The organism is Staphylococcus sp. GDY8P54P (genome assembly GCF_017892645.1).
Taxonomy (GTDB): domain Bacteria; phylum Bacillota; class Bacilli; order Staphylococcales; family Staphylococcaceae; genus Staphylococcus; species Staphylococcus ureilyticus.
Window position 1 is genome coordinate 401,670 of sequence record NZ_JAESLN010000009.1, and the last position, 15,809, is coordinate 417,478.

Below are 15,809 nucleotides of genomic sequence, written 5' to 3' on the forward strand. Positions count from 1 at the left end.
GCTCAACAATAACCTAAAATCTAAAACAACCTTTATAAAACTAAACATTACTTCTGTATCAAAATTTCTTTGACTATAACATTTTTATTTTTGCTTTTAAGAGTATTTAACTAATTTGGCTCTTATACAATTTTGTAATGTGATAATGCTTTAGATTGATATGCCGAAAGACACAGGCTCAAATCACCTCCTCGGACAACCATGCACAATTAAACTCAATTTTTTAATAAACGAAACCCCCAGACTACGCTTTTAGCATAACCTGAGGGCAGTGATTATCTATGTTTAACAAGTGTTTTATTCTTTTCAGTTTTAACCTTATGAGATGGTACATAAAAATGTTCTTCTCTATTTATACTGTTTTTATTTTGTTCTTTCTCTTCTTCTGGATATTCAGACATTTCTAATTCAGAGTCCAACCCTTTCGTTTTGTCTACCTGCTTTAAATTAGATACTTGAACAATATATTTTGGTCGCTGTTTTACTTCATAATATATCCTACCGATATATTCGCCTACAATACCGATTGAAATCAGTTGGATGCCTCCAAGTAATAAAATAGCTGCAATTGTTGAAAAGTACCCTGGTGTTTTCACACCATTAATCATAATATTTCCAAAACTAAATATAATATAAAGTAGACTCACAAAAAATACAATCAGTCCTAAATAAATCATAGCGCGTAATGGTTTATTATTAAATGAGATCAAGCCATCTATACCATAGTTCAATAATTTACCAAATGACCATTTCGATGTACCTTCTTCTCTTTCAACATTTTCATAAGTAAAAACTTTAGTATTATAGCCAATCCATTCATATAACCCTTTTGAAAAACGATTATATTCATTTAACGATGTTAATGAGTGTAACGCGCGTTGACTAAGCAATCTAAAATCTCCAACACCGTCTTCTAGTTTAATATCCTCGACAAAATGATTAATCACTTTGTAATAGCATTGCGTTAAAAATTTTCTTGAACGTTTTTCACCTGTTCTATCTCGTTTTGCGACGACTTGATCATAGCCATCCAAATAACTATCTATCATCTGTGGTATAAGCTCTGGCGGGTGCTGTAAATCAGCATCAATCATCACAACAGCATCACATTCCACACTGTGTTGGAAACCGGCAATCATTGCTGATTCCTTACCAAAATTCCTACTAAATGAAATATATTTTACATGTTCATCCTGTGCTGCCATTTCTTGAATATAATTAATCGTTTTATCTTGACTACCATCATCTACAAATAGCAAATCATAGTTATAGTGACGGTTAAGACTATCTTCATCTAATATTTCAGTTAACTTGTGATATGTTTTTAATATTACTTCACCTTCGTTATAACATGGCACTATAACTCTTATATGCATAATAAACACCTTCATTTCAATTACTTCAATTTTACTTTACCAATATTTACAGTTATTTCGCCATTCTTTTCATTTAGGTTTACACAATTTTTATATTTCCTTAATAATCAATTATAAAACTTACACTCTTTTAAAAAATTTTGAAATAGATAATACCAATAATTCGTGTCATTAAGAAACACTAAAATTTAGTTTTTAAATTTTTATGATAATGTAGAGCATATATACATATAAATATTGTTCGATATCTTTTTTGTAAAAAGTTGTAACATTGTCCATTTAGTTTATCAACTATTTGTCAGAAAAGGAAATAAAACATATATTCGTAAAATTAAAAAAGTAGGATAGAGAAACAAGTGTCATGAACACCATGCTCTATCCTACGTTATTTAAAATATTTAACGTTCACCTTTTTTGAAGAAACTACTAAAAAATAAGCCTTGATTTTGCAACTACTTCTCCATTTTCAGCTATTTTTCGCTTCAAATTTTTATAAACAAAGCTAAATTTTGCTATTTTAGATCATTACTTTAAATCGCCTATACGCACTTTATCAGGATCTTTACCTTGGCGCGCATCTCGATTTAGATTATCAATCTCAGCAATATCCGTTAATTCTAAACTAAAATCAAAAATATCATAATTTTCTTTAATACGTTTAGGTGTTTTAGACTTTGGTATAATTAAACGGTTATGTGCTAAATGCCAACGCAACACGATTTGTGCAGGTGTTTTACTATAACGTTCGGCAATATCAACAATGATAGGATGTTCAAGTAAACCTTGGTTTCTCATGAGTGGCATCCAAGCTGTCACTGCAATATCATGTTTATCGCAAAAATCTTGTAGCTCATGCTGATTGAAATAAGGGTGTACCTCCACTTGGTTCACAGCAGGCGTAATTTCTGTCTCTGCCATCAATTTTTCTAAATGATGTTGTTTAAAGTTACATACCCCAATGGCACGGATTCGACCATCTCTATATAATTTTTCCATCGCTTTATACGTTTCAATAAAAAGTCCATCTTCCTCACATGGCCAATGTATTAAAAATAAATCTAGATAATCAGTACCTAAATTCTCTATAGATTTTGTAAAAAATTCAATTGTTTTATCATATCCTTGATAATCATTCCATATCTTTGATGTAATAAATAATTCAGAACGTGGTACATCAGATTTTTTTAAAGCATTGCCTAATGCAATTTCATTTTTATAAAAGTAAGCTGTATCAAAAGCACGGTAACCAATATCTAAAGCGCTAGATACAGCATTTTCCATTTCCTCATCAGTGATTTTATACACACCTAAACCAACTTTTGGCATAGGATAACCATTATTTAAATAATATGTATCTTCTAACATACACTTATCCTCCTCATTTTTAATATCAATATATTTTCAATTTTACATAAAAACACGTTATGCATTTAGCTTTTCTATAAAGATAATTATAAAAAAACTGGAACATTCAATGATGTCCCAGTTTTTGCAATACCTACTTATATTTTATCATACAAGTAATATGCGAGTGGTGCAAAACATATGTTGATATCTTGTCAGCAAATGATGATTACTATGCTAAAAATTTCAACATTGCTAGTGCATCATACTCATAGCTTAATTATCATTGCTTTCTTCGTCTTCATCTTCTTCTGGAGTTGGACGTGTTTCATGATATTCAAATTCTAAGATAACATTGATAATTTGATGATTATCCACTTCTGATATAATCCAACGATCATATTGTGTATCTACATAATCATTGGGTTGTAAATTAGTATTATGTGCCTGTAACCAGCCACCAATTGTATCTATATCTTCAGAATCTTCAAATTCAATACCAAATTGATCATTTAAATCATCTAATAACACTCTACCGTTAATTTGGTATTTATTATCACTTAGTCTTACAACATCATTGACTTCATCATCATCAAACTCATCACGAATTTCACCGACGATTTCTTCTAAGATATCTTCCATCGTTAAAATACCTGCAGTACCACCATATTCATCGATAATCAAGCTAATGTGAACATGTTCACGCTGCATTCTAATAAGCGCATCACTAATCCTAGTTGTTTCAGAAATCATTGGTAAATCATGGATATAGTTACTTGCTTTCATCGGTTTACCAGAAGCATACTCTGTTAAAAATTCTTTTACATTAATAAACCCTTTAACATGGTCTTTATCGCCATCTTCTGTAATTGGGTAACGTGTGAATTGATGTTCCTTAATCGTTTCTAATAGTTCATCTACATTAAACGGTTCATTTAATGTAACCATTTGTGTACGCGGTACCATGATATCCTTGGCATGTCTTTCATCAAATGAAAAAATATTTTGCATATATGCTAATTCTGTTTGATTAATTTCTCCACCATTATAACTATTATTTATAATAATTTTTATTTCTTCTTCTGACATGGCATCATTATTTGCATCAGGATCCACACCAAACATACGAATAATCATTCTTGCTGAACCATTCATTAACCAAATTAATGGTTTCATTACAAATCCGAAATAATATAGCGGTCTAGCGTAAACCAATGCTAATTTTTCAGTATATTGGATAGCAAGTGTTTTTGGTGCTAACTCACCCAAAACAACATGTAGATATGTCACAATGATAAATGCTACGATAAATGAAATAGTTGTCGTCAGTGCTTCAGGTAAATGGATTAATTCAAATAATGGGTGTAGCAACTTGTTAAATGTTGGTTCACCTAACCAACCTAATCCTAAAGATGTCACTGTAATACCCAATTGACATGCTGATAAGTAATAGTCTAGGTTTTTAATCATTTTTTTAACAACACGTGCACTACCATTGCCTTCTGTTGCAAGTTGTTCAATCCTAGTAGTACGTACCTTTACTAATGCAAATTCTGAGCCTACGAAGACTGTAGTTAATGCTATTAAAAAAAAGAATATTACTAAATTTATTATGGTCACTGTTTCCAATTAGTTCCCTATTTCTAGGGATTCACCTCCAAATTTTGTGTCACAATAGGTGACTGCTTATAAAATATGATTTGATTGCTTAAGTTTGTTTTATATGCTAAATCCTTCCCATTGTAACACCTCCCTAAAAATACGCATTTCTTTTATTTTATCACAATACTTATTTCGAAAGTAATTTATACAAATTAAAATTTTATATTCACCTAATGTACCATTTAAACGCAAAATCACCTTCACGTCAACTTTCTAAATTTTACATCTTTTGTTCTGAAAATGTTTATATACTTTAAAATAATGCTTATTTTATAAAATGATGGATTTCACCATTTTTAATTGTTGTCTGAACTTCAATATCATCGTTCACAATGACAATATCAGCATCTTTACCTGTTTTTAGGCTACCTTTTTTATCGTCAATATTCAAAGCAATGGCCTGATTTAAGCTCGTAACACGCCATAGATTATCTAGTGTATCACCTGTAAATTTAATAAGATTATGCAAACCAGTATTCATTTTTAAAATACTTCCCGCTAATGCTCCTGAAGCTAAACGTGCTTCTGAGCCTCTCACGATGACATTTTGACCTCCTAAATCATATTCTCCATCCGGCATACCTTTTGCTCTCATAGCATCTGTAATTAAATAGAAATGTTCATTGCCTTTTTGCTTATATGCAATATTTACAGCAGCTGGATGTGAATGAATCCCATCGACGATAACTTCAGTGTTTAATTTTTCATTAATCCACGCAGCACCGAATAGCCCTGGTTCTCTATGTTCAAACGGGGTACCTGCATTATATAAATGCGTAACATGTTTGGCACCGTTTTCCACCGCTTCATTGCTCTCATCAAATGTCGCAACAGTATGTCCAATTGAAAATATAATTTGATCTTTAAAAGTTGCCAACGTTTCTTTAGCACCATCGACTTCAGGTGCAAATGTGACGACTTTGATGTGATTATTCGCTATATTTTGGAAGTATTTTAATTTTTCTACTGAAGGTCGTTGGACATAACCAGGATTTTGTGCCCCTACCTTATGCTCAGAAATAAACGGACCTTCTAAATGGATACCCACAATTTCAGCTGTAATTTTCGTATCTTGTTGTGTTTGATATGTAGCAATATTTTTAAGTGCCTTTGTTATATTTTCATCTGATTGTGTCATTGTAGTTGCTAAATAACTCGTTGTGCCTTCAGATAGCAATGATTCTGATAAATGTTTTAAGCCCGTCATCGATGCATCCATCGCATCTTCCCCATAGCCACCATGCATATGAATATCAATAAAACCAGGTAGAATATGATGCCCTTGTGCATCGATCGTTTGTAAATCACCTTCATACTTCCCAACACCTAAACCAGCAATTTTACCAGATTTAATGATGATATAACCGCAATCAATGGTTTCAGTTTCAGTATATATTCGTCCATTTTCAATTACATATTCAACCATTTATATTACCTTCTTTTCAATTATTTTAGGTTAAAATTTTCTTAAATCACTTATATTTTATTTTACCAAATTCAACGCTTATATTATATTCAAAAGCAAATAATTAAAAAAACCAGAAGTTTCACTCAATCATGAGTTTCTTCTGGTTTTCATTATGAACCTTTATAATTTTAATCATTCATCGCTTCTGAACTTTGTATCTCATCTTTAGTTAATTTTGGTTTTAACATACCATAAATAACTGCTGCTATGATAGCTCCGATAATGATTGCTATCAATGATTGTAATACGTGACTAAAGTCTGTTCCTAATATAACAATAATACCACCATGTGGTGCTTGAATGGATGACCCTAAGCCTAATGCAATTGCACCTGCTACACCTGAACCCACCATCATAGACGGGATTACACGAATAGGGTCAGCTGCGGCAAAAGGAATTGCGCCTTCAGTAATGAAAGATAGCCCCATCACGTAGTTTGGAACAATAGAACCTTTTTGTTCTTTTGTGAATTTTTTACGGAACAGTAACATTGCTGTGGCAATAGCAATCGGTGGCACCATACCGCCAATCATCGCTGCTGTAATTGGTGCTGCATTACCTTCTGTCAATGCAGCTACAGCGAATACGTAAGCTGCTTTATTAAATGGACCACCCATATCGATCGCCATCATCGCGCCAATAACAAGGCCTAGTAACATAATGTTAGTACCTGATAAACTTTGTAATCCATTCAGCAATAAATTATTTAACCAAGATGCTGGAGGATTTAAAACATAAATCATCAGTAAACCTGTTATAGAAACAGAGAATACCGGGAAAATTAAAGTTGGTTTTAAACCTTCTAGAGATTGTGGCATACCATTTGTTAATTTTTTGATGCCTAATGTTAAATAACCTGCTAAGAAACCTGCAAGAATGCCACCGATAAAGCCAGAATCACCTGTACTAGCTAACAAACCACCAACCAAACCAGCAGCAAAACCTGGTTTGTCTGCAATACTGCGTGCAATATAACCAGCAAGTATAGGTATAATTAGCATAAAGGCGCTCTTGTTACCTATATTCCACAATTGTTCTGCGAACGCATTGTAATCTGAACTTTTTGGATCAAATGAGTTTGCACCAAACAAGAACACAATAGCCATTAAAATACCACCAGCTATAACAAGTGGTAGCATATTAGAAACACCGTTCATCAAATGTTTATAAATTGTCTTACCGACACCTTGTTTTTCATTACTTTCTGATTGTGCTTCACTTGAATCAGCACTCGCTACAAACGGTTTACGAGAAGTATCTTGTGCCATATTTATTAATTCTTCTGGGCGTTTAATTCCGTCAGCTACTGGTACTTCAACAACATTCTTACCATTAAAACGCGCTGTTTCAACATGCACATCTGCCGCTACAATAACGCCAGTTGCACGTTCGATATCTTCATTTGTGAGATGATTCTTTATACCGCCAGATCCATTTGTTTCTACTTTTATTTTAACGCCCATTTTTTCAGCTTGTTTTTTCAAAGCATCGCGAGCCATATAAGTATGTGCTATGCCCGTTGGACAAGCAGTAACCGCTAATATATAGGGTTCATTTGTGTCAGCTGAAGAGACAGAACTTTCGGTTTCTTCTTCTACTTCTTCTGTAGCTTCATCATCAGCTTTATCAATGATTTGTAACACTTCTTGTGGAGACGTTGCATTTAGTAAATCTTCTCGCACTTTATCATCCATTAAAATACCTGATAGTTTTGCTAATGCATCTAAATGTGTTTGTGCGCCACCTTCTGGAGCAGCAATCATAAAGAACAGATGTGCCGGTTGCATATCTAAACTTTGATAATCCACACCCGCTTTAGATTTACCAAAGGCGATAGCAGGCGTATCTACCGCAGCTACTTTAGCATGTGGTATCGCAATACCTTCTCCAATACCTGTGGTACTTTGCGCTTCACGATTATAAATAGCTTCTTTAAAAACTGATACATCGTTTAATTTGTTTGCTTTATCTAGTTGATTCACTAATTCATCTATGACACCATTCTTATCAGTTGATGAAAGATCCATAGCTATTGTCTCTTGAGTTAATAACTCTGTAATTCTCATCTCATTCACTCCCTTTTAGCGTCGTAATTGTCACATGTTCTTTAATATCTTCAATGGCTTTGTATGAGGCTAAATCATCGTTAAAAGCAGTCGCTGTCCCCGCAGAAACCGCTTGTTTAAACGCGTTTTCAATCGTCAATCCTGTTTCAAGACCAGCTATCATGCCTGCAACAGTGCTATCACCGGAACCAACTGTATTGACAACTTGACCATGAGGTACTGACGCTTTCAAACTATGTTTATGATCAACATAAATTGCGCCCTCACCACCAAGTGACACAATCACAGATGATGCTCCTTGTTTCATAATTTCTTGTGCGTAATAGATAACATCTTCGTCAGAATTGATTGATGTATCAAACATCACTTCTAATTCATGTTTGTTCGGTTTAATAAATAGTGGGTTGTATTTTAATACGGATTCCACTAAATCTTTTTCAGCATCTACGACTAATCGAGCACCTGTTTGTTTTATGATTTTTGCAATTTGTTCATAAGCATCTTTAGGGACGCTTTTCGGTATACTTCCTGCCACGACTACAATATCTTTTTTTGAAGTTTGTTTAAGTTGTCTGAGTAGATTTTCAAATTGTGTTTGAGAAATATTTGGACCTGGTGCATTTATTTCTGTTTCATCACCAGTTTTCAGTTTTACATTAATCCGCGTATCTTCATCTATCTCTATAAAATCAGTTTGAATACCTGCTTTTTTTAAAGTGTCATCTATAAATTGACCTGGAAATCCACCTGCAAATCCTAAGGCTGTTGAAGGGACATTCAATGTTTTCAATACCCTTGAAACATTGATACCCTTACCTCCAGCAAATTTAAAAGTTTCTGTCGCTCTGTTTAATCCATTTAATTCAAAATCATCAGCAAACATGATGTAATCAATAGAGGGATTAAAAGTTACCGTATAAATCATCGTGTACCTCCAATAAATGTATAATGTTCAGTATATTGCTTAAATATGTCACTCTCTTTTACTTTTTTAGAAGTAACAATGCTAACTTGTGTTTCGACAGGCACATGTGCAAAATACACCTTGTCGTATTTATCATGATCAGCTAAAACATACGCTTTCGAACCTAAATATATCGCGTGTTTTTTAATAATTGCTTCTTGCTCGTCTGGTGTAGTTAAACCATATTTTAAATCAATACCGTTCATACCAAGGAATACTTTATCAAAACGATAGCTTTTCAACGTTTCAAGTGCGCTAGCACCTACTGTCGCATATGTTGTCGATTTAATTTCTCCACCTAAAATAAATGTACGTATACCATGTTTAATTAACTCTTCGACATGCGTCAAACCACTTGTTACTACAATGATATTTTGTGCATCAATATAAGGAATCATCTCAAGTGTAGTTGAACCAGCATCTATAAAAATACATTCATTGTCTTCTATTTCTAGTGCTGCTAATCGAGCAATTTCTTGTTTTTCCTTTAAATTTGTACCGCGTTTATCTGCCAAATTAGGTTCTAAAATAGATGATTCATTAAGCATTGCCCCACCGTGTACTCTTTTCAACTTCCCAATTTTTTGTAATTTGGATAAATCTCGGCGAATTGTAGAAGCACTACATCCAGTTCGATCTATTAATTCTTGCAAGGTTAAAAAATCTTTTTTTGACAATTCAGTCAATATGAGCTCCTGGCGCTTTTCTGTAATCATCCCTTCACCTCATTTCATTTTCATTATAATGGTTGCGCTTTCTTTTTTCAATCATTTATTGTCAAAAACAATCAAAAACAATCATATAAAGCTAATAAATTTTGATGATTGACCCTTTTATAAATAATTATGCTCCATAACTATGTATTAATAACCATTTTGAGTATCTTGATAATACATCTCATTACGTTATAATGCACAATGTATAACACAATCTTTTTTATTCCATATATTTCTTACAAGGAGTGCCGTGAAGTTATGCAAAAATCATCTATAGTAAAATGGGAAAGACGAATCAGAATTAGTACCGCAATTATCTTTGCTATTTTAATGATGCTCAATATATACATAAGTGAAAAATTCAAAACTGATTTTGTGTTTTTTCAAACTTTGATAATATATATTTTGTTGTTTTTTCAAATGGCGTTTAACCTGTTACAATTTATTAGTCAAACATCCGACAAATATATACGAATGACCATGATTTTACTCTATACATATGCATATATTAGTAACTTTATCGTACTACTTATATTACTTTTACTCCCAATAGAATCTATGTTTGTTCTAACGATGGCTCTCACATTTTTTACATTGAGCCTTACGTTTTTAATGATTGTAGAACGTCAATTTAAAAAACGCATAAAAAAAAGAGTGCAAAATTCGAATAAAAATTCAAATCATTAATACACTCAATTTTATAAAATTACAAAAAATATTTAATTACTTATTGCCTGCTAAATAATCACGAAATGGAATCATGCCTTTTTCGTGATTTTATTTATTTTTGCGTTGTTAATGATGAGTGACGTGCATCACTTTTGCATTGGTGACTTCAACCAAATCATCTACTGCCATTTCAATCTGTATCCCGCGCTCTCCGCCACTAATATAAAGTGAATCTATACTTGTTGCTTGCTCATCAACAACGGTTTCAAATTGCTTTTTCATGCCAATCGGTGAACAACCACCTCTTATATAGCCTGTTACTTTTTTAAGATCATCTAAAGGCATTAATTGCAGTTTCTTTTCATTTACCGCATGTGCCGCCGCTTTCATATCTAATGTGTTACTTACCGGAATAATAAACACAAAATGATGATGATCACTATTTTCTAAAACAAGTGTTTTATAAACATACTTATCCGCTATGCCTACTTTATTTGCTACTTCAGTACCATCTATATGTTCATCTGAAATTTCATAAATATTGACACTATAGTTTATCTTTTGACGATCTAACATTCGCATAGCATTCGTTTTCTTTTGCTTCATTTCGATACCTCATATGATTAAAATGTTTCATGTATATCAAAATATTTTCTATCTATAAAGGAACTTGATCACAAATCATTCATCCAGATTAAGTTGCTTAATAAATTGCGTTAACGCCGCTTTCATTTCTTGGTCTTTTAAAGCGAATTCGATTGTAGTTTTAACGAAACCTAATTTTTCACCAACATCATAACGCTCACCTTCAAAATCATAGGCATAGACTTGGCTTTCCTTATTCATTCTTTCAATAGCGTCTGTCAGTTGAATCTCCCCACCAGCACCTTTACCTTGATTTGCTAAATATTCAAAAATATCAGGTGTTAACACATAACGCCCCATAATTGCTAGATTTGAAGGTGCAGTTCCTTGTTTTGGTTTTTCTACAAATTGATTCACTTCATATTGACGTCCGCTTTTACTTAATGGGTCAATAATACCGTAACGATGCGTATCGTTTTCATCCACTTCTTGAACACCGATTACGGATTTACCAGTTTCTTCATATGTATTCATCAATTGTTTGATGGCTGGCTGTGTAGATTCAACAATATCATCACCTAATAATACGGCAAAAGGTTCATCCCCAATAAATTGACGCGCTGAATAAATCGCATGTCCTAAGCCTTTCTGTTCTTTTTGTCTTACATAAAAAATATTAGCAAGTTCGGTAGAGTAATTCACTTTTTCTAATAAATCAGTTTTTCCTTTTTCTTCTAAAATCATTTCTAATTCTTTTTGATTATCAAAATGATCTTCAATTGCTCGTTTATGTTTACCAGTCACGATTATAATGTCTTCAATACCAGCACGAGCCGCTTCCTCAACAATGTATTGAATCGTTGGTTTATCTAAAATTGGTAGCATTTCTTTTGGCATAGCTTTTGTTGCCGGAAGAAATCTTGTACCTAATCCTGCTGCAGGTATAATTGCTTTTTTTATTTTTTTCAAAACATTCATCCTTTTCAATTTTTAATAATTTAATATTCATCAAAATATAAATCAGTTTAGTCTTAATATAATAATAACATCGATACATTTAACTTTATACTTTTTTATGATACTAAAAAACATTCAACTTCAATAGTATCTAAAAGTTGAATGTTTTTATTTCCCTATTTTAATGCAGGTTGACGTATGACATCACCCAATTTATTCACAATAACTTTATATTCTTTATTTGCTGCCGCATCATAAAATGTATAAGACATACCTTGCTTTGAAGTTTGAACTTTTTTCAAGGTAGCATTATTTCCTAGTGCATCTTTTGCATATTTTTGAGCAATTACTTCTGATTCATGAGGCGATATTCTCGGTTTGTCTTGGTCTTGATGTTTTTGAACTTGATAAGCATCATCAAATATTCTTGCCTCATTATTTTGATCTACAGTGACTCTATAATATGTTTTGGGATGTTGCTTATTTTCGAAAGTAAAAATATAGTAATAAGTTCCCTCACATGTACTATCAATACCATAGTCATTATATTTATTTTCAGAATGGTTATCATTGTCTACCATTTTTTTCGCTTTATTTAGCGCTTCTGAAAATTGAGGCAAATTGATTTCTCCAGCCTCTTTATCATTCAAATCATGCGTTGCTAATTTTGCTATCGGCTCATGGTTTTTTGCATTATATGGCTTTTCTTTTTGCGCGTCATGCTTTTTATCGTTCGGCACGTTTGATTCGAAGTCTGTTTTTTCCGCGCTTGCTTTGGATTGAACAGTATTATTAGTATCGGAATAACTCGATATCGTTTCATGTACTTTGGCTAGCACTTGTTGATTAGTAACTAATACTAATAAAAATATGAAGCAGCATGTTAATAGAAAAGCCAATATTGATAATAGTAAATTCTTCAACTTTATCCCCTTAATCATCTCTCTTTAATAATCACAACAACATATTATCACAAATATTTAACAAAAAACTTATATAGACTACAATTTAAAACAATTGTAATTTCTGTAACATGAATATTACGTATGCAACTTAATTTAATATTCGTGTCATATTTGAAATTATAAATGAATAAATACAGCCCCTTTTTAAACCAATTAGGAGTATTAACATGACAAATCAACATATTTCTAAAGTTTGAATTGCTTTATTTTTCAAATTAAAAAGGAGTAAAATATGAAATTAAATTGGTAACTCCAATCTCATATCTTACTCCTTTAATATTAGTTTATTTGTGAGAAATCTAAATTATCTTTTATAGAATAGTGACTTATTTTCTCATGTCATATATAGCATTTCGTTTTAAGCATCGTAACTTGTCTGCGTTATTAATTTTATGATTTTTTTAGACGATTTCGAATTGATTTCTCAATAAATATTACTATCATACCAATAAACATTACTAATATTGCCATATAAAGTGGGAATTCAAAGTTAATATCGTATAATGTACCAGCTACTAATGGTCCTATAAAATTCCCCATGCTTGTGAAGGTCGAGTTTAATCCACCAGCAAATCCTTGGCGATTTCCAGCAATATTAGAAAAATAATTCGTAATTGCTGGTCGAATCATATCAAATCCAATAAATACTATAAAACTAATAATCATAATTGACCAGTAATTATGCATAAATGTCAACGCAAGTAATATAATTGCTGAATAAAGTAATGCATAAGTAATGAAAGTAAGTTCTTCAAAGTATTTCATAAACTTATCAAAGAAAAACACTTGGAATATCGCACCAAAAATGCCTCCACCAGTAATTGCAAAGGAGATATCTATAGGTGAATAGTGTGCTTTATCGGCTGTATATAAAGGGAATAATGTTTCGAACGCCGACAAACCAAATGCGAGTACAAGTGTTAAAATGACTGGAGTGAGAAACACTTTCCAATTTATTTTAGACAATAATTCAGGTTGATAATGTGTAAAACCATCTTGCGTTTCGTTTTTTGGATTTTTAATTAAAGTGATAGATAATATAAGTGCTATCACACCACTAGTACCAGCCACATAAAACGGTAATCTATGTGAAACTTCTGCTAGTAATCCACCTAAACCAGGCCCTAAAATGAAACCTGAATTAATGATTGCAGACATATAACCAAAATTCTTCGCTTTATCTCTTCCGATAGAAATATCAGCAATCATCCCTGTAACACCAGGCATAACCATTCCAGCACTAAACCCACCTAATATTCTAGAAACGATTAGTAGAGAAAACGTGTGGCTTGCGGCAAATAAGAATTCTGAAATCGCAAAAAGTGCAAGCCCAATACAAATAATTAATTTTTTACCTAATTTATCTGCAAGCGTACCACCAAATGGTGAAATAATCATTTGTGCGAGTGCAAAGACCGCAACAAGAATTCCTAAGTCACTACCTTTTAAACCTAAATCTTTTAAGTATACGGGTAACACTGGTACAACCAAACCGATACCTAAAAAGACTAAAAAGATATTAAAATATAAAATATAAAATTGTTTATTCACGTTTCTCACTCCATTCTTATACACATTTTTTAATCATCTTGTTTTGAATCGTTAATTTAGAGGAATGCACAATATTAGAACATTCTATAACATTTTCCTATAGAAAAACAATAGAAAAACTTACATTTTCAAACACTATTATACATCTCATAAATAATTAATTGTATAATGATATTAACGTATTAATTTGAATGGAGGTTTTCAAATGGTATATCAAGTAGATGGCAATACTATCGTATTAGTTCTAGAGCAAGGTGAAGATATTGTTGAAGCTGTAACGGATCTTGCTCGTGAGCAAAACGGTAAATTTGGAACGGTTAGTGGTATTGGAGCTTGTGACGACGTAGAATTAAATTTCTATAATTTAGAAACTAAAACCTATGAAAAAAAGGAAATTAAAGAACCTTTAGAATTAATTAGCCTGTTAGGTAATATTTCTCATATTGATGAAAAGCCGTTTGCACATTTACATGCAACTTTTGGTACTAACCAATATGAAACATTAAGCGGTCATTTAACAAAAGCAGTTGTATCTGCTACTGCAGAAATCGTCATTACAATGACAAACCTAGATATAAATCGTAAACACAATGCAGACATAGGCTTGAATTTATTAGACTTGTAAATTGTTGGTGTCCATTTAACAATAATGAATCATTAGTCCATAAAAACATTTACTGTGTTTAACTTCAAAAAATACAATTTATATATAGGCCAGGAATTATTTGTATACATTTAAACTATCTTAGTCAAAACACATGAACATTATTTGCTCTTGCTAAAGCATAAACGTTAATTTCTATTGAAATTAGATAGAAATTAACGTTTTTTCTGTATATATATTCTTTTAATATTGCCAACTAGCACACTTCAATTATTTTTGTACTAACATTTATCGATTACCATTTTGAAACGTCTTGACGCTCTGAGTTTGAATTTGTGAGAAATTACAAGTCCAAATCATACTAATAAACTTTAAAAGTAAACAACCTCATCGCTCAAAAACGGAAAATTTAAAAATAATGTATATTAACTCAAATGCTTTATATTTACTTTGTTTTGAAAATAGCTATTTATGTATAACTTGTTTTTATTTTAAAACGTTTTCAATAGGTTCGAATTATGTTTATAATTGAAATTTTCGTTTATAAATTGTATTATGAAAAATCACATTCGTAATTTTATATTGCTGTTCCCTTGATATTGAGCTTTTTGAGGGGATTTTTATTTGCTATTTAAAAATTAAACTGCTTGTCATTAACTAAACTTAGTCAATGAGAATATTAAAAATACATTTTCAAACAAAGTCGTATTTTTAACATTAGCTAAAACTGTACCCCCTAAAAATAATTATATGATCATGTGTGTTTATCACATATATAAATCTAAAAGGAAAGTAGGTGTAAGTATCGCCCCACGTTACATTGCTAGAACAATATTTTTAATTTTAATGATTATATCTATTTTCGATAAAGTCCGTATAATT

12 protein-coding genes are annotated in these 15,809 nt (G+C 31.9%); 1 reads left to right on the forward strand and 11 read right to left on the reverse strand.

Annotated elements, in window-relative coordinates; all coding sequences use genetic code 11:
• Positions 1-275: 275 nt before the first annotated feature.
• From KA883_RS05745 to norA, 11 genes are all read right to left on the reverse strand, one after another.
• Positions 276-1,376, reverse strand: a complete 1,101-nt coding sequence (locus KA883_RS05745; protein WP_046207383.1) for a glycosyltransferase family 2 protein — start codon at positions 1,374-1,376, stop codon at positions 276-278.
• Between the two features lie 525 nt (positions 1,377-1,901).
• Positions 1,902-2,741: an aldo/keto reductase gene (locus KA883_RS05750; RefSeq protein ID WP_046207382.1), complete on the reverse strand. Its 840-nt coding sequence runs from the start codon at positions 2,739-2,741 to the stop codon at positions 1,902-1,904.
• A gap of 255 nt (positions 2,742-2,996) precedes the next feature.
• Entirely contained in the window at positions 2,997-4,349 is a 1,353-nt protein-coding gene (locus KA883_RS05755) for a hemolysin family protein (protein WP_046207381.1), read from the reverse strand.
• Positions 4,350-4,647: 298 nt separating this feature from the next.
• A complete protein-coding gene (nagA, locus tag KA883_RS05760) occupies positions 4,648-5,808 on the reverse strand; it encodes an N-acetylglucosamine-6-phosphate deacetylase (protein WP_210139901.1) in 1,161 nt (386 codons plus the stop codon).
• 170 nt (positions 5,809-5,978) lie between these two features.
• Complete coding sequence (locus tag KA883_RS05765) at positions 5,979-7,916, reverse strand: PTS fructose transporter subunit IIABC (RefSeq protein ID WP_046207379.1); 1,938 nt, start codon at positions 7,914-7,916, stop codon at positions 5,979-5,981.
• A gap of 1 nt (position 7,917) precedes the next feature.
• A complete protein-coding gene (gene pfkB / locus KA883_RS05770) occupies positions 7,918-8,841 on the reverse strand; it encodes a 1-phosphofructokinase (protein ID WP_046207378.1) in 924 nt (307 codons plus the stop codon).
• Entirely contained in the window at positions 8,838-9,596 is a 759-nt protein-coding gene (locus KA883_RS05775; protein ID WP_046207377.1) for a DeoR/GlpR family DNA-binding transcription regulator, read from the reverse strand. Before KA883_RS05775 ends, pfkB begins: the two co-directional genes overlap by 4 nt.
• 795 nt (positions 9,597-10,391) lie before the next feature.
• Positions 10,392-10,871 carry a Cys-tRNA(Pro) deacylase gene (gene ybaK, locus KA883_RS05780; RefSeq protein WP_046207375.1) on the reverse strand — a complete coding sequence of 160 codons (480 nt, stop codon included), beginning with the start codon at positions 10,869-10,871 and terminating at the stop codon, positions 10,392-10,394.
• A 75-nt stretch (positions 10,872-10,946) separates the two neighbouring features.
• Positions 10,947-11,819 (reverse strand): UTP--glucose-1-phosphate uridylyltransferase GalU, encoded by an 873-nt coding sequence (gene galU / locus KA883_RS05785; protein ID WP_046207374.1) that lies wholly within the window; start codon positions 11,817-11,819, stop codon positions 10,947-10,949.
• Between the two features lie 164 nt (positions 11,820-11,983).
• Positions 11,984-12,730: a hypothetical protein gene (locus KA883_RS05790; RefSeq protein ID WP_046207373.1), complete on the reverse strand. Its 747-nt coding sequence runs from the start codon at positions 12,728-12,730 to the stop codon at positions 11,984-11,986.
• 432 nt (positions 12,731-13,162) lie between these two features.
• Positions 13,163-14,323 (reverse strand): multidrug efflux MFS transporter NorA, encoded by a 1,161-nt coding sequence (gene norA / locus KA883_RS05795; protein WP_046207372.1) that lies wholly within the window; start codon positions 14,321-14,323, stop codon positions 13,163-13,165.
• Positions 14,324-14,528: 205 nt separating this feature from the next.
• Here norA and KA883_RS05800 point away from each other — a divergent pair, with 205 nt between their 5' ends.
• Positions 14,529-14,948 (forward strand): PPC domain-containing DNA-binding protein, encoded by a 420-nt coding sequence (locus tag KA883_RS05800; protein WP_046207371.1) that lies wholly within the window; start codon positions 14,529-14,531, stop codon positions 14,946-14,948.
• The last annotated feature ends 861 nt before the right edge of the window (positions 14,949-15,809 follow it).